The sequence below is a fragment of the Corynebacterium breve genome (assembly GCF_030252165.1).
Classification (GTDB): domain Bacteria; phylum Actinomycetota; class Actinomycetes; order Mycobacteriales; family Mycobacteriaceae; genus Corynebacterium; species Corynebacterium breve.
Map to the genome: position 1 here is coordinate 2,433,235 of NZ_CP126969.1, position 16,238 is coordinate 2,449,472.

Consider the following 16,238-nt stretch of genomic DNA (forward strand, 5'->3'; position numbering starts at 1 on the left):
TAGTCAAGAAACAACGAAAGGAGGCGAGAATGTCTCAAGAGTTCAACCTTTTCGACGAGCCATGGATCACAGTTCTTGATCATGCCGGCAACACTGAGGAAGTTAGCCTTACAAATCTGTTCCAAAATTCTCGGGACTATCGAGCATTGGCAAATGAATCGCCAACTGTCGATTTTGCGATTCTAAGAATCATACTCGCGATTCTCTACCGTGCGTGGCGCAAAGTATCCTCACGCAATCGTCGCAAAGCAATAGAGCACTGGCGAGAGAAGTGGGAGCAGCAGGCGCTTTTCGATGAGCTCGTCGAGAGCTACATTCAGGAGGTCTATCCTCGGTTCAATTTGCGTGACGACGAAGCACCGTTCTTCCAAGTCCATGATCTTCACACCGCAAAGAATGAGTGGAAACCCATCTCGTTGATTCTTCCCGATGTGGGAGAAGAGGGCGATCTCTTTACGATGGCGCGGGATGTGCAATCGATCCCGCCCGCTCAGGCCGCACGGATGTTAATTCACACCATGGCTTGGGACTTTTCAGGAATCAAATCCGGTGCAGTAGGTGATCGGAGGGTGAAGGGAGGAAAAGGCTACCCGATTGGGACCGGTTGGGCTGGCTGGTTAGGAGCAACCATTCTCGAGGGCAATAGTTTGCATGAAACGGTGATGTTGAACTACATCGGCACAAAGCCTTCAACGATGGATGAAGAGCGTGAAGACTTGCCGGTGTGGGAAAAACCTCCACTTAACCAGGAACCAGAGAAGTCCAAGCATGTTGACCAGCCGAGTGATCCTGAAAATGCTGCAACTGGCCCGGTCGAATTATTAACTTGGCAACAACGTCGCATGCGTCTCCGCTGGAATGAGTCCGGCGATGCGAACGGCGTACTTGTCTGTAACGGTGACCCAGTAGGCTACACCATCGCCTTCGGAGTTGAGACGATGACTCCGTGGCGTTTTAGCGAGCCTCAGACGAAGAAGTTTAAGTCAGTTCGATACTTGCCCCAACAGTTGGTCCCAGGAAGAGCAATGTGGCGCTCAATCGGTGGGTTATTGCCGAACCAAACAGCACCACAAGTAAAGAAGGGCATTGGCGAGGGAAGCGCGCTGGCGAAACCAGCTATGACCGTGGAGTGGATTTCAAGTCTCAGCGGTGCAAAGATTCTTCCACGCTCACAGACAGTCAGGCTACGAATGGTCACGATGGAGTACGGGGCAAAGTCTTCGTCCTACTCCAACATCATTGCGGATAATCTGGTCTTATCCTCCGGACTTCTTGATGAAAACTCCGAAGAAATACGCGGTGTGGTTAGACGTGCGGTCGAAATTACAGAGCTCGTGGCTCGAATGATTTCAGGATATTTCCGAAACATTTCATTCGCCGCTGGCAACCGTGACCTCACTGATGGAGAAATCAGTGACTTAATGACTCGCTTTTACGGATCCATTGATAATCAGTTCCGACAGTGGCTCACATCTTTAGCTTCTCATGGGGACGCAGTCGACGGCCTCGAAAAATGGCAGTCATTGTTGTTAGGCGTGGCGCGTCGACTCGCAGGTGAACTCCTAGCGGCTCAGAATCCGCAAGTGTGGCAAGGTGCCACGGACAAAGACGGAAAAGTAATGAATGCTGCGATTGCAGATTCAATTCTTAACGCATCGTTGTACAAACTTTTGGCGCCGAAAGATGCTTCCAAGACTACAAACGGAGGAAACGATGAATGATTCACCAAGTGAGCAACTGGCTCAACATGTCGCTCGAAAAGTAGGCGGATTACAGAAAAGACTCTTAAGCAATGACCCATCAGCAAGGGGAGAGTTGGCAGTCTTGCGCCGAGCTGTTACGAAGACAGCGGGTTCGGTGCCTGAAGCATATGGTTCTACACTTTCTGACCTCCCCGACGCATTAGTGGGCAGAACTGATGAGCCATCCCGTGCTGAAGCAATAGCGCATTCTGTTATTGCACTGTTTTCCGTCCACGCGCAATCTAGTTCTGAAGCTGTTCATGTCCCTGGAGTCGGTCTAGGCGAAGCAGTACGACGACTCGCATACGCCACAGGCGGAGACTCTGTCGACGGCCATCCAATCTTAAGGCGTTTTCATGCCTTAATGACAGCCGACTCCTTTGGAGAGACTTCGCACCATCTGAGAGGTCTTATCCAACAGCTTAAAGCCGAGCGGATTCCTTTGGACTACGCACAGCTAGCGACTGATCTGTGGTTTTTCTCCCAGCCAAGATCCCGTGACAGTGTACGACTTCGGTGGAGCCGAGACCTGTACCGCACACTACACACAAACACTCGAAACAACGACAGCCATACTACCTCTTAGAAAAGGACACTCTCATGACAATGTTCATTCAACTCCATGCTCTCCAGACCGTTCCACCTTCATGCATCAACCGCGATGACACGGGATCACCGAAGAGCGCGATTTTCGGCGGAGTGAAACGCCATCGCGTCTCCAGCCAAGCATGGAAGCGTGCGATGCGTCACGAGTTCGCAGACATGCTGGATGCATCTGAACTAGGCGTACGCACATTGGAATTGGTTTCACAGGTCGTCGAGAAGCTCCAGGAAACACATCCCGAGATCGATGATGAGGATGCCCTCAAGCACGTAAAAGACGTCATGGCTAAAGCTGGGTTCAAACTCAACGAAAAGAAAGCCAAGGAGGGTGAGGAACCGTCGGCACCGACGACGTCCTACTTGTTCTTCTTGTCTCGATCTGAAATCAGTGGGTTAGCTGAACTTGCCTATCAGCTTTCTCAAGGTGAATCGACTACCAAAAAGAAGGCCCGTGAAGTGCTCTCTGGTCCACAAGCATTCGATGTCGCACTTTTTGGCCGTATGCTCGCTGATGCTCCAGAAGCAAACATCGATGCAGCCTGCCAAGTACTTCATTCAATCTCAACTCACCAAGCGGTGGACGAGTTCGACTATTTCACGGCGATGGACGATCTTGCTTCCGTAGACAACTCTGGTGCGGGCATGATTGGAACCGTAGAGTTCGTTTCTTCAACTCTGTACCGCTATGCCAGCGTGAACGTGGATCGATTGGTCAGCAATATCGGCGATGTCGAAGCAGCAACACGTTGTGTGGAAGCTTTGGTGAAGGCCTTTACTTTGAGTATGCCTACAGGCAAAGAGAATACGTTTGCTAATAGAACTCGTCCAGAATTCGTTTTGGTTGAGGTTCGCTCTGATCAGCCGTACTCCTTGGTGAACGCGTTCGAGAACCCAGTAGTGTCAGAAGGCAACATTATCGGCGAGTCTGTCAGCGCTCTGGCTACCCACCTTGGTCAAATAAATACGGAGTACGACAGTGCAGCAGACGAGGCACGTTTCATGTTGTTGAATAAGGACGTTGAGCACGAGGCTTTGGTTACTCTCAACGAGTATGCCGCTCCGGTGAATTTCACCGAGCTCGTTTCGTTTGCGGGAAACGCTGTTCGCAACCTTGAGGAGAAGAAGTAATGTCGTGTCTTCTCCTACATCTTGAAGGACCGCTTCAGGCATGGGGAAGTTCATCCAGGTTTACAATTCGAGCCACTGAGAACTTGCCTACAAAGTCGGGCGTCATCGGACTACTTGCGGCTGCCGAAGGCCGGGCTCGAGAGGATGACATCACTGATTTAGTGAAGCTAAGGTTTGGCACTCGAATCGAAGCCCCTGGCACGGTTTTGCGAGATTTCCAAACAGAAACCGACTGGAGAACTGGAAAGTCAAAAGCCCTTACACAGCGCTATTACTTGCAAGATGCGAAGTTTTTGGCTGTTGTAGAGGGTGAGACTTCGATGCTTGAATCCCTCCAACAAGCTCTTCGTCGACCCGCGTTTCCTCTATTCCTGGGAAGAAGAGCATGTGCTCCATCTCGGCCTATCGCAGGGGATATTGTCGAAGGTAACCTTGTCGATGCTCTTGAAACGACCTCTTGGAATGCTTCCAAGCACGATCGTCGGAGACAAGAGTCAAAGGTGATTCTGCCATATTCTCGCGACGTGCTTGACGACGAATCTGCGGAAGAAATGATCCGCGATGAACCAGTAAGTTTTTCGCAATCAGATCGTCGATATAACTTGCGTGGGGTGATTCATGGGTTTGTGGAAATTACGAACAAAAGCGCGACAACGCCAAGGTCTTCAGTACATGATCCAATGGCAGCTCTTGGAGGTGCTTAATGTATTTTTCGCGAATGATATTGAACCCTCGGCGTCGAAAGACGAAAGCATTTCTCGCAAACCCAGAGATGCTCCACGCTGCCGTTGAGTCTACTTATCACACACCCGTAGGCACCGAACGTCGCACGCTTTGGCGAGTGGACAAGGTTTCGGATGAATTACACCTATACGTCGCCTCACCCGAGGTACCGTCTTTTGAGCTAATTCAGGAACAGGCTGGTTGGTCACAGCAGGTTACCTGGCAATGTCGTGACTACTCGATTTTGCTAGATCGACTTATGGCAGGACAACGCTATTCCTTTCGGTTAACCGCGAATCCAACAAGAACTGTTACAGACGCGAATGGAAAGAAGCGGCGGAAAGCGGAAGTTGGAGTTAACAACCAGCGCCGGTGGTTGTTGCAGCGGCAAGAACAATTAGGAGCTATTTTTCCCGAGGTGGACGGTGAAGCCGCAGTTAACGTGGTCGAAAGCAGAAATCTTGTTTTCCCCAAAAAAGGTCGCAAAGTCACAGTTGTAGCTGTCACCTACCAGGGTGTTCTAGAAGTGACGGATCCCGAACAACTCAGGAAAACTCTGACCACTGGAATCGGTAAAGCGCGGGCTTACGGTTGTGGATTGTTGACACTCGCTCCGATTACAGGAGCACAGTAGTCAAATGATTGGAATGCCACCACCTTCGCCTCAGGATTTGAGTAGGGCAGAGGATCGACTTTCTTTTCTATATCTTGAACACTGCACTCTTGGGCGCGACGGCGGTGCAATTACCGCCACGGATGAGCGAGGCATCGTACACATCCCTGTCGCTTCATTGAGCGTGTTGTTGCTCGGACCTGGCACACGTGTAACTCATCAGGCAGTGACTCTAGCGGGTGAGTCAGGGTGTTGCTTGGTCTGGGTTGGAGAACAGGGAGTTCGCTATTACGCGCACGGAAGACCGTTAGCGCGAACAGATCGCCTGCTAGCCGCGCAAGCGGAAAAGGTTTCGAATCAGAGAAAACGTCTCGCTGTTGCTAGGCAAATGTACTCGATGCGCTTCCCCGGCGAAGATACTAGCGCGCTAACCATGCAGCAGTTGCGTGGAAAAGAAGGAGCTCGTGTCAGAAGAATCTACTCATCCATGGCCAAAGAACATGGCGTTGAATGGTATCGACGTGACTATCGACCTGATGATTTTGAAAGCTCAGATCCAATCAATCAGGCGCTTACAGCCGCTAACACTTGTGTGTACGGGCTCACGCATTCTGTCATCGTAGCGCTTGGTTGTTCCCCTGGTCTTGGCTTCATACACACAGGGAATGACCGCAGCTTCGTTTACGATATAGCTGATTTGTACAAAGCAGAGCTTGCGGTTCCGGTAGCTTTTGAAACAGTGGCCGAGTTTCAAGCTTCGGGGAAAGCGATTAAAGATCTTTCAGCAGTCATTCGTCGGCGAATGCGGGATGTTTTCAAGAATGAAAAACTGATCGCGCGAATTGCTGTGGACGTCAAAGATTTGCTTGTCGACGACGACCTACCTGACGATGCAATGCTCGCAGATGTTTTGCAGTTGTGGGACGAAACAGGGGAACAACTTGCAAGTGGTACGAATTATGCAGATGAATAGTTGTGATGATAATTGGTTACTTTGATTCTGTCTGTTGTGCCTGAAAAGCTTCGTGGATATGTTTCTCGGTGGCTATTTGAAGTGCATCCGAACGTTTTTGTCGGTCGTCCTTCTGCGCGCGTGAGGGACAAACTTTGGGAAACAGTTCAGACCAACCTTGCTGGTGGACGTGCTGTGATGACTTATCCCTCAAACAAAAATGAGCAAGGCTTCATTGTCCTGACTCACAATTCACAGTGGGAAATGACAGACTTTGACGGCATCTCTCTTGCCTTAAAGCCAGCGAATTCATCGGCATCCAAGACCAAAGCTGGTTGGTCACAAGCATCGCGACGCCGTGCGAATTATCGTCGCAAAAGAAGTTAAAGTAGAATTAGCATTCGGGATCTGATTTTTGCAGGTCAGACAGTGTGTTCCCCGCGCGAGCGGGGATGATCCCGTGACGTATTCTTCCGCAGCAGGCTTATACAGGTGTTCCCCGCGCGAGCGGGGATGATCCGTAGTGTCGAACGTTCCGCGCCAACGTGTGCGCGTGTTCCCCGCGCGAGCGGGGATGATCCGGCGCAGCGCATCCACAAGTACAGGGGGTACTGGTGTTCCCCGCGCGAGCGGGGATGATCCGACCTGCTAAAGGCTGGCTGGGACTGGGTAAATGTGTTCCCCGCGCGAGCGGGGATGATCCCTCCATCGTGGCTCAGGGAGGCCCGGTGTACAAGTGTTCCCCGCGCGAGCGGGGATGATCCGGCTGAGACGAGCGACGCGATCACAAAGATCCAGTGTTCCCCGCGCGAGCGGGGATGATCCCGTGGCCGAGGACGAGATGGTTTACGACGAGGCGTGTTCCCCGCGCGAGCGGGGATGATCCTAACTTCCTCAGTTGAGCGCAAATCAAAACCAGGTGTTCCCCGCGCGAGCGGGGATGATCCCTCGTGGAAAAGTACGCTAAGGCACCTAACTCGGTGTTCCCCGCGCGAGCGGGGATGATCCCTACCTCGCTGCGCTCGCCGAGACACCAGTAGAGTGTTCCCCGCGCGAGCGGGGATGATCCCACCTAGTAGTGCAAGCTCGGTCGCGTAGTTTGGTGTTCCCCGCGCGAGCGGGGATGATCCGTTTTGGAAGATTCAAGCAGAGAAGAACCTGCCGTGTTCCCCGCGCGAGCGGGGATGATCCGGTTCAGGCTCTTGGTGAGTCGTTTATGAATCTGTGTTCCCCGCGCGAGCGGGGATGATCCCTGATAGCCCGATCCGGGCGGTCAGGGAGGAGCGTGTTCCCCGCGCGAGCGGGGATGATCCCTCATCAACGCCAATGCCTTGGGATAGGAGGTCGTGTTCCCCGCGCGAGCGGGGATGATCCCCATTCGCATCCCAGCTCCGAACCCTCGAGGCAGTGTTCCCCGCGCGAGCGGGGATGATCCCTGAACCTGCTCAAACGTTGGCGGATCGTCCAAGTGTTCCCCGCGCGAGCGGGGATGATCCCCGTGAACCGTTGGGTTGTTGTTGGCCCTAACTGTGTTCCCCGCGCGAGCGGGGATGATCCCGGTGGCACTGTAACAGTGTCCGAAGAGTACGGGTGTTCCCCGCGCGAGCGGGGATGATCCCAGACGCTCCCAGGTAATGAAACGTTACCTGGTGGTGTTCCCCGCGCGAGCGGGGATGATCCCTGGGTTCACCGTGGGCGACGGTGCACCGTATAGTGTTCCCCGCGCGAGCGGGGATGATCCGTCGAGTGTGGGGTAAGCATCATTCCCCCACCAGTGTTCCCCGCGCGAGCGGGGATGATCCCGAAATCATCCTCGTTCGTATTTGTAGATTCGAGTGTTCCCCGCGCGAGCGGGGATGATCCCGGCTGAATAGACTCCCAAGCCCCGCCGATCACGTGTTCCCCGCGCGAGCGGGGATGATCCCACGGGGGAATGATCCCAGGGGCCAATGCGTGTGTGTTCCCCGCGCGAGCGGGGATGATCCCACCCGCGAGCTCAAACGCCTGCTGCACATTCGGTGTTCCCCGCGCGAGCGGGGATGATCCTAAAACTAGGCATTGTGTCCCGCTTCTATTGTGGTGTTCCCCGCGCGAGCGGGGATGATCCCAGCGGCGGTACGGATATGGCCGATCGCGGAGCGTGTTCCCCGCGCGAGCGGGGATGATCCCAAGCCCGGGGCGCGACGGGCATCAGCTGCTAGGTGTTCCCCGCGCGAGCGGGGATGATCCCCATGCGCAGCAGTTGTTAGTGTCAACGAAGGTGTGTTCCCCGCGCGAGCGGGGATGATCCGAACGCAGAGGACTTCTGCCGAGCAGTCTACGAGTGTTCCCCGCGCGAGCGGGGATGATCCGTCCCCGTACTACTACAGCACGCATAAGTATCGGTGTTCCCCGCGCGAGCGGGGATGATCCGCGCTCTAGGCGGTCGCCTAAGGCGCTGGCAACGTGTTCCCCGCGCGAGCGGGGATGATCCCCGACGGGCTACCTCACCCACAAAGTACTCACCGTGTTCCCCGCGCGAGCGGGGATGATCCCCCCGTGCCAACAATCGCCTTCTGGCCTGGTGGTGTTCCCCGCGCGAGCGGGGATGATCCCACCGCATCACTAGCCTTCTTATCTGCCATTAAGTGTTCCCCGCGCGAGCGGGGATGATCCCACCATGCAACTCAACGCGAATAGGGCCAGGGTGTGTTCCCCGCGCGAGCGGGGATGATCCCGAGTGCCTAGACCTTGAAACGATCATGTCATGGTGTTCCCCGCGCGAGCGGGGATGATCCCATTTACCCCGTCGGCCCATGTTCACGCTTGGGGTGTTCCCCGCGCGAGCGGGGATGATCCGCCAACGTTGGATGCTGCGGGCCTGCAGCTGACGTGTTCCCCGCGCGAGCGGGGATGATCCGATGATGTTGTTGAGATTGGTACTGAGCTAAAGGTGTTCCCCGCGCGAGCGGGGATGATCCCGAGTGACTGCGAAGGTGGAAGATCATAGCGGTGTGTTCCCCGCGCGAGCGGGGATGATCCCGACAGTCTGCTCGCGACAAACTGCCACTCATTGTGTTCCCCGCGCGAGCGGGGATGATCCCGACAGTCTGCTCGCGACAAACTGCCACTCATTGTGTTCCCCGCGCGAGCGGGGATGATCCCATTGCTGTTCACTATGGTGTGTCTGCGGTGAAGTGTTCCCCGCGCGAGCGGGGATGATCCCTGGCAGGCTTCTGATGGGCAGTACGCAACGCAGTGTTCCCCGCGCGAGCGGGGATGATCCCGTGGTGACGCCGGTGGCCTCGTCGTAAACCATGTGTTCCCCGCGCGAGCGGGGATGATCCGTCTTGGGGTTGGAGCTTAGCGAGTACGGTTTCGTGTTCCCCGCGCGAGCGGGGATGATCCCGATTTCCATATGCACGTCAAGGTCGATCTTGCGTGTTCCCCGCGCGAGCGGGGATGATCCCAACATCTGCAAGATGGGCCACATCACAAACACGTGTTCCCCGCGCGAGCGGGGATGATCCCTTACCAAGCTCAGTAGCAGCCAAGCCGAAAGCGTGTTCCCCGCGCGAGCGGGGATGATCCGTACCTCCGCTTCGGTCATGCCCGTCTTCTCAAGTGTTCCCCGCGCGAGCGGGGATGATCCGTTATCAGCAAGGTCGGAGGCAGTCTGCCCAGCGTGTTCCCCGCGCGAGCGGGGATGATCCCACCCAGGCCGTCTTTAAGCGGGGTGAGCACATGTGTTCCCCGCGCGAGCGGGGATGATCCCGGACGAACTCACCAAACTTACCGGCAAGATCAGTGTTCCCCGCGCGAGCGGGGATGATCCCGAGGAAGCGCAGGTGGTCGTGGACTACATTCTGTGTTCCCCGCGCGAGCGGGGATGATCCCGACGATAAGTTTCACCCCGTGGCGTTTTACCCAGTGTTCCCCGCGCGAGCGGGGATGATCCCTCGATAGCGGGGCTGATAGCGTTCTCCCAAAGGTGTTCCCCGCGCGAGCGGGGATGATCCCGATCCAGGAGGTGTGAACCCACGAACGGTACTGTGTTCCCCGCGCGAGCGGGGATGATCCTCATTCCTGTCAATGGGCGGGATAAGAAGATTGGTGTTCCCCGCGCGAGCGGGGATGATCCGAACGTCACTAATAATCCCCGCAAGACCCTTAAGTGTTCCCCGCGCGAGCGGGGATGATCCCAAGTCCATGCAGTCATTCGAGCACGCTACGGAGTGTTCCCCGCGCGAGCGGGGATGATCCCGATCCAGGAGGTGTGAACCCACGAACGGTACTGTGTTCCCCGCGCGAGCGGGGATGATCCTCATTCCTGTCAATGGGCGGGATAAGAAGATTGGTGTTCCCCGCGCGAGCGGGGATGATCCGAACGTCACTAATAATCCCCGCAAGACCCTTAAGTGTTCCCCGCGCGAGCGGGGATGATCCAACGGCCGCCGAATTGGCCGGGCCTTTGTCCGCAGTGTTCCCCGCGCGAGCGGGGATGATCCCCGAATAGTCGAAGGAATTCGCAAACGTCATGAGTGTTCCCCGCGCGAGCGGGGATGATCCTCACGCCCACAAACACCACAGGCCCTGCAAGGCGTGTTCCCCGCGCGAGCGGGGATGATCCCGTCATGAGGAGCATCGGCGCAGTCGGAAAAGAGTGTTCCCCGCGCGAGCGGGGATGATCCCAACTCGATACTGCTAAGGGATGGTTCCGTACTGTGTTCCCCGCGCGAGCGGGGATGATCCCTAACCCAGCAGGGCAATAAGCTCCTGACGAGTGTGTTCCCCGCGCGAGCGGGGATGATCCTGGCTGGTAGAACGCTACGGAACACAAACCCGTGTGTTCCCCGCGCGAGCGGGGATGATCCCGACGATCATTCCCCTGTTTGAGTACTCAGTGAGTGTTCCCCGCGCGAGCGGGGATGATTCTTGGCTCTGATTTGAGATCCGTTTTTGAGCGCTAACGCTGGCTTTCGCTGCACAACCTGCGTTTGCCCGTAACCCACAACTAATTGATGCGCTCGTCGCCGGTCAGGTTCAGGAAGGCCAGCTTCTCCCAGCCGGTGGTACCAGGTGCGCCAGCTGCAACCGCGTCCTCGGTCGGTGCTAGGTCCTGGTCCGGTGCGGTGGTCGTGATCCACTCGTAGCTGGAATCCTGCCATGCGTCCTCGAAGTCTTCGATGGATACCTGGAGGCCGTTGCCGTCTGGATGGCCTGGGTCGGCGAGGGTGACCATGCCGGTGTTGGTGTCGATTTCAGTGACAACGAGCGCGTGGTCGGACATGTTGTCCTCACCGGCGGCATCTGCTGGGTCGCCCCAGATTTCGCCGGAGTCGACAGCGACGATGACGCCGTAGCCGTCGTCGAGAAGCTCATTGAGCTCGTCCATGGAACCCTGGCCATATTCTGCTGGCACGCCTGCGTCGTTAAGCAGGGTATTGAGGTCAACCATGTACATGCCCTGGGAGATGTCGTCGACAAGGCCGAGCTCGATAGCACGGTCCACCATGGTCTCTGGATCGGTGATGCCGGCATCCATGAACTCGTTGACGATGAACGCCACAGAGGTCGGGCCGCAGTAGCCCCATTCGCCCTGGAAGAACCAGTCGGCGGTCCACTCGTGGGAGTCGCCATGGACACCGTCTTCCACGACAACCTCGTCTTCGCCAGTAGCTGGGTCGATGACAACTGGGTCTTCCTCCAGTTCAGGCTCTTCCTCGGGAGCAAGCTCTGGGTGCTCGGCCTCTTCCTCAGGCAGTAGCTCCGGATCATCGGCAGGGTCCACTGGATCCATTGGGTCCACTGGGTCTACGGGGTCTACGGGGTCCAGCGGTTCGACTGTGTCCTCGAAGGAATCGTCGATATCCACGTCGATGTCTGGCGCAGGAATGTCGGCAGGCTCCTCGGGTGCGATGACGTCATCGGCAAATTCGAAGCTGATGTCACCGGTGGAGTCGGAAGTAGATGGGAGCTGGAAATCGTCTGGATCGATCATGGTGGCATGCGTCTTTCTGCGAGATTAGTTAGTTGGACTACCTATTGAAGAACGGTGACCGCTGAAATGTTCCAGGCCACCAAAATCGTGCGGGTGCCCTGACTACCGTGTGACAACAAAATTAGCCTGACGGAGCAAGTTTGTCGCGCGCAGAAAGAAACCCCCTTCACCGGATTAGTGAAGGGGGCGGGGGAGAGGAATTACTTCTCCTTACCAAGCTCCTTGTCGATCTCTGCTTCAAGCTCCTCGGCGGTCTTCTCAGCATCAGACTTCAAAGCATCCAGCTCGTCTTGGTCCTCAGGCTGTTCCTGCTCGCCACCGTCGTCGGCAAGCGTTGCAAGCTGCTCATCGATGGAGGTCAGAAGTTCCTCGTCGCGCTCTGCCGGCTCTTCGCTCAGCGGGCCGGCAGCGGAACCGCCGTCGGTGGAGGTGGAGTAGACAAGGTTGGCTTCCTTCTCACCGGAGTGCTCCTCAACGCGTGGGGGAGCGGTGTCAGGCTCAGCCTTCTTGCCTGGACCGAAGAAGAAGTAGTACACGGCACCGGCGATGGCTGCGAGCAGTGCGATGATGCCGGTGGTGGTCAGTGCACGGCGGGTGCGCTTCTTGCGTGCCTGGCGCTTCGCCTCTTTGCCGGTGACGCGGTCTACCATGCGGGTCTTCGCGGAATCGACCTGCTTGCCGGTCTGCTGGGCACGATCGGTAAGTTCGGCACGCGCCTGGTCCAGGCGACGGTGTGCTGCCTGGGTCAGGGCACCTGCCTCGCGGCGGGTGTCGTCGAAAAGCTCAGTGCCACGGCCCTTCAGCTCATCGACATTGACCTGTTCCGCTGCCTCGCGCAGCACTTCGTAAGCTTCGCGCTGCTTTTCCTCGCGGTACTCGTTAACGCGGTCGAAAATGTCGCGGGCCAGGGAAAAGCCTTGCTTCAAAAGCGCAGTGTTCATCATGGACCTACTTTCTTTGAACTTTCATCTGACTTCGATTGGGTTGGAGTCGCTAATTACAGCGTACCGATGAACGCCTGTCGGGGTGACGCGAATTTATGATTCCGCTGATAGCCGCGCTTGCCACCTGAATTATATTCACGGCAGAACGCACAGGTCAGGCATAGGAACGGCTGCGTCTGAAAACTCATCTCTTGTGCCTAACAAACCGCTTGGTCTAGTTTTTCTTCTAACGCAAACGCCGAGCCCGGCCGCGACAACTACACGACGAACCCCTTTCTGAAAGGACACCTACGTGTCTGCCAACACTTCGTCGTCGCGACCGTCAGCTCGGCTTTCTGCATCTGCCCCGTTGGACAGTCTCGACGAACCCGCTCCGGAAGCGCCGAAGCGCCGCCGCCCGGCCTTGAGCTTTGAGGTGATCCCTCCGCGCCACGACGCTGACGCAGCAAAGATCGATAGACTGCTCACTACGCTTAATGCGTACCAACCGGACTATATTTCAGTGACCAGCTCCGCACGCTCCCAATGGCTCAGTGGCACCGCTGAATTCATTGGCCGCATCTCCCGCGAGACCGAGGCCCGCACCATCGCGCACCTCGCCTGCACTGCCGGAACCCCCGACGAGCTCACCGATTGGATCCACACGCTTCTCGACTCCGGCGTCCGCGGTTTCCTTGCCTTGCGCGGCGACCTGCCCGAAGGCCTAGACAAGTTGCCGGATACCCACCTCCAGCACGCCACCGACCTAGTCAACCTGATCAACCGGATCGAGGAGCAGGAAGCGTACCGCCTCGCCGCGGGAAACCTTGCGATCTCCGTCGCGTGCTACCCCTCGGGCCACGCCGAATCTTCTGGGCCCGACGAGGACCTCGACGTGCTCTTGGCCAAACAGCGCCTAGGTGCAGATTTCGCCATCACGCAGCTCTTTTTTGATGCCGAGGACTACTTGCGCTTCGTCGAAAAGGCGCGCCTCGCCGGAGTCAGGATCCCGTTGATCCCTGGAATCATGCCTATGACCAGCCTAAACAAGGCTGAACGCATGGGCGTGCTTTCAGGAATCAGCGTTCCTGAACGGGTGATCAAGCGAATGCGCAGCGCCACCGACGAATACGAGGCGGGCATGGAAATGTCTGCCGAGTTAGCCCGCACCATCTTGGATGCAGGAGCCGGTGGCCTCCACGTGTACACCCACAACAACACCGACGTCACGATAGATTTTCTCAATCGTGTCGGAGTACCGAAACCCTAAACACGCTGCACTAACCGGAAGCCTCCGCCTATGTTGCAGAACAACAAGAAGAAGGTTCTTCCCACATGTCTTTCCCACACTCCACCATCGAGGGCTACCCTCGCATCGGCCGTAACCGCGAACTCAAGCGCGCCCTCGAATCCTACTGGGCAGGCCGCATCGACCAAGAGACTTTCTTGTCGACGACCCACGCACTGCGCATCGATACCTATAACCACCTACGCGACCTCGGTCTTTCCGAGGACTACGCCATTCCAGCCGACGTTGCCTACTACGACCAGGTCCTAGAAACCGCGCTCACCGTCGGAGTTTTGCACGCTGCCGACCTCGACGCAGAGTTCACCCTGTGCCGCGGCAACGACACCGACACCCCCCTGGAAATGACCAAGTGGTTCGACACCAACTACCACTACCTTGTCCCTGAACTCTCCGGCGATGCCTTCGACCCAGCACCCGAGCGCATCGTCCGCATCTTCGAGGAAGCTCTTGCCGCTGGCCACAAAGTCCGCCCGTACCTAGTCGGCCCAGTGACCCTGCTCGCGCTGTCCAAGCCTGTCGACTTCTCGCGTGTCGACGAGCTCGTCGCTGCATACAAGACCGTACTCGCCGCCTTGTCCGACGCCGGGGCCGAATGGGTCCAGATCGCCGAACCAGCCCTGACCGCCGATCTCTCCGTGCCTGACCCCGAGCTGGCAGCGATCGCCGGGGAAGCCTGGACCGACCTACTCAGCGCGACCGACCGTCCCAATGTGTACCTGACCTCGCCGTATGGTTCACTGCGCGCCGGGCTCGACGCCCTGGCCAAGGCCGCTCCCGAGGCGCTGCACGTCGACCTCGCACCAGCCACCCTGCAAGCTGACCCGGACTATCCAGCTCGCGTCCGCGCCGCAGTAGGGGAGCAGACCACCTTGGTCGCAGGTCTCATTGACGGCCGCAACATCTGGGCCGGCGACCTGCGCGCAAAGGAACAGGTACTCAGCGAACTTGGCACCAAGCACGTCTCCACCTCCGTCTCCCTCCAGCACGTTCCGCACACGCTGAACGACGAAAAGTCCCTCCCGGTCGACGTGGCAGGTTGGCTTTCCTTCGCCGACGAGAAGATCGCCGAGGTCCAGGCCCTGGTTGCTGGACGCTTCGATGCCGCAGAGGCTTTCGCGCGATCTGATCGCGCCGTTCGCACCCGTGCCGAGTCGACGAAGTTGCACAACGCGGTCGTCGCTAAGCGAGTCGCTGACCTGCCAGAAGGACAAGTCCAGCGCGAACCTGCGTTTGCCCAGCGCGTCGAGGCGCAAAGGTCCCTCGGCCTGCCGAAGCTGCCGACGACCACCATCGGCTCCTTCCCGCAGACCGCCGAGATCCGCCGCGCCCGCACTCTGCATCGCAACGGTGAGCTCAACGACGTGGACTACGATGCACGCTTGCGCGAGGAAGTCCGCGACGTCATTGAGCTGCAGGAACGCCTTGGGCTCGACGTCTTGGTCCACGGCGAACCCGAGCGCAACGACATGGTCCAGTACTTTGCAGAACTGCTCGAAGGCTTCGTGACCACCGACAACGGCTGGGTCCAGTCGTACGGCTCCCGCTGCACCCGTCCACCAATCGTCGTCGGCGACGTCTCCCGCCCTGAGGCCATGACCGTCGAGTGGGCAAAGTACGCCCAGTCACTTTCCGACAAGCCAGTCAAGGGCATGCTCACAGGCCCCGTCACCATCCTGGCCTGGTCTTTCACTCGCGACGACGTCACCTTGGCCGAGTCCGCCGACCAGATCGCCCTCGCGCTTGCCGACGAGGTCGCCGACCTCGAAGCCGCCGGCATCAACGTCATTCAGATCGACGAGCCCGCCCTGCGCGAACTGCTGCCACTGCGCGCCGATGCCCGCCCCGAGTACCTCGACTGGGCCGTGCGCTCCTTCCGCCTCGTCGCGTTGAACGCTGCGCCGACCACTCAGATTCACACCCACTTGTGCTACTCCGAGTTCGGCCAGATCATTGACGCCGTCGCAGGTTTGGATGCAGATGTCACCTCCATCGAGGCCGCGCGCTCGCGCATGGAGCTACTGGAAGACATCGACGAGACCTTCCACTCCGAGATTGGTCCGGGTATCTGGGACATCCACTCGCCGCGTGTGCCATCTGTTGCCGAGATGGCCGAGCTCATCCGCGCCGCCCTGGTCAACGTGCCGGTCGAGCGCCTGTGGGTCAACCCTGACTGCGGCTTGAAGACCCGCAGCTACGCCGAGGTCGAGCCCGCCCTGCGCAACCTGGTCCTCGCGCGCGATGAGGTGGTGGCCGCGCTGTAAGGGG

The 16,238-nt window shown here is 57.7% G+C and carries 11 protein-coding genes and 1 CRISPR repeat array; of the genes, 9 read left to right on the forward strand and 2 right to left on the reverse strand.

Translation table 11 applies throughout. The features are described 5' to 3' along the window. Positions 1–29: 29 nt before the first annotated feature. From casA to cas2e, 7 genes are read left to right on the forward strand one after another with little or no spacing between them, the layout of a single operon-like run. Positions 30–1,721 carry a type I-E CRISPR-associated protein Cse1/CasA gene (casA, locus tag QP027_RS11655; protein WP_284825012.1) on the forward strand — a complete coding sequence of 564 codons (1,692 nt, stop codon included), beginning with the start codon at positions 30–32 and terminating at the stop codon, positions 1,719–1,721. Beyond that, entirely contained in the window at positions 1,714–2,328 is a 615-nt protein-coding gene (casB, locus tag QP027_RS12375; RefSeq protein WP_432418595.1) for a type I-E CRISPR-associated protein Cse2/CasB, read from the forward strand. The genes casA and casB overlap by 8 nt, the downstream gene beginning before the upstream one ends. A gap of 14 nt (positions 2,329–2,342) precedes the next feature. After that, positions 2,343–3,473, forward strand: coding sequence for a type I-E CRISPR-associated protein Cas7/Cse4/CasC (cas7e, locus tag QP027_RS11660; protein ID WP_284825014.1), 1,131 nt, complete (start codon positions 2,343–2,345; stop codon positions 3,471–3,473). Next, complete coding sequence (gene cas5e / locus QP027_RS11665) at positions 3,473–4,177, forward strand: type I-E CRISPR-associated protein Cas5/CasD (protein WP_284825017.1); 705 nt, start codon at positions 3,473–3,475, stop codon at positions 4,175–4,177. Before cas7e ends, cas5e begins: the two co-directional genes overlap by 1 nt. After that, on the forward strand, positions 4,177–4,830 hold the full coding sequence (gene cas6e / locus QP027_RS11670) for a type I-E CRISPR-associated protein Cas6/Cse3/CasE (protein WP_284825019.1): 654 nt from the start codon (positions 4,177–4,179) through the stop codon (positions 4,828–4,830). The genes cas5e and cas6e overlap by 1 nt, the downstream gene beginning before the upstream one ends. 13 nt (positions 4,831–4,843) lie before the next feature. Further along, positions 4,844–5,782, forward strand: coding sequence for a type I-E CRISPR-associated endonuclease Cas1e (cas1e, locus tag QP027_RS11675; RefSeq protein WP_349293194.1), 939 nt, complete (start codon positions 4,844–4,846; stop codon positions 5,780–5,782). 21 nt (positions 5,783–5,803) lie between these two features. Then, on the forward strand, positions 5,804–6,148 hold the full coding sequence (gene cas2e, locus QP027_RS11680; RefSeq protein ID WP_284825024.1) for a type I-E CRISPR-associated endoribonuclease Cas2e: 345 nt from the start codon (positions 5,804–5,806) through the stop codon (positions 6,146–6,148). A gap of 44 nt (positions 6,149–6,192) precedes the next feature. After that, a CRISPR array of direct repeats spans positions 6,193–10,675; the repeat unit is 28 nt; unit sequence GTGTTCCCCGCGCGAGCGGGGATGATCC. A 79-nt stretch (positions 10,676–10,754) separates the two neighbouring features. Here the strand turns inward: cas2e and QP027_RS11685 are convergent. After that, positions 10,755–11,741: a C39 family peptidase gene (locus QP027_RS11685; RefSeq protein ID WP_284825025.1), complete on the reverse strand. Its 987-nt coding sequence runs from the start codon at positions 11,739–11,741 to the stop codon at positions 10,755–10,757. A 200-nt stretch (positions 11,742–11,941) separates the two neighbouring features. Further along, positions 11,942–12,685, reverse strand: a complete 744-nt coding sequence (locus tag QP027_RS11690; RefSeq protein ID WP_284825027.1) for a prolipoprotein diacylglyceryl transferase — start codon at positions 12,683–12,685, stop codon at positions 11,942–11,944. 292 nt (positions 12,686–12,977) lie between these two features. Between QP027_RS11690 and QP027_RS11695 the strand changes: the two genes are divergently transcribed. Next, the gene (locus QP027_RS11695) at positions 12,978–13,934 is read left to right on the forward strand and encodes a methylenetetrahydrofolate reductase (protein ID WP_284825028.1); all 957 of its coding nucleotides are present in this window, start codon (positions 12,978–12,980) and stop codon (positions 13,932–13,934) included. 65 nt (positions 13,935–13,999) lie between these two features. After that, positions 14,000–16,234: a 5-methyltetrahydropteroyltriglutamate--homocysteine S-methyltransferase gene (gene metE / locus QP027_RS11700; RefSeq protein WP_284825030.1), complete on the forward strand. Its 2,235-nt coding sequence runs from the start codon at positions 14,000–14,002 to the stop codon at positions 16,232–16,234. Positions 16,235–16,238 lie beyond the last annotated feature (4 nt).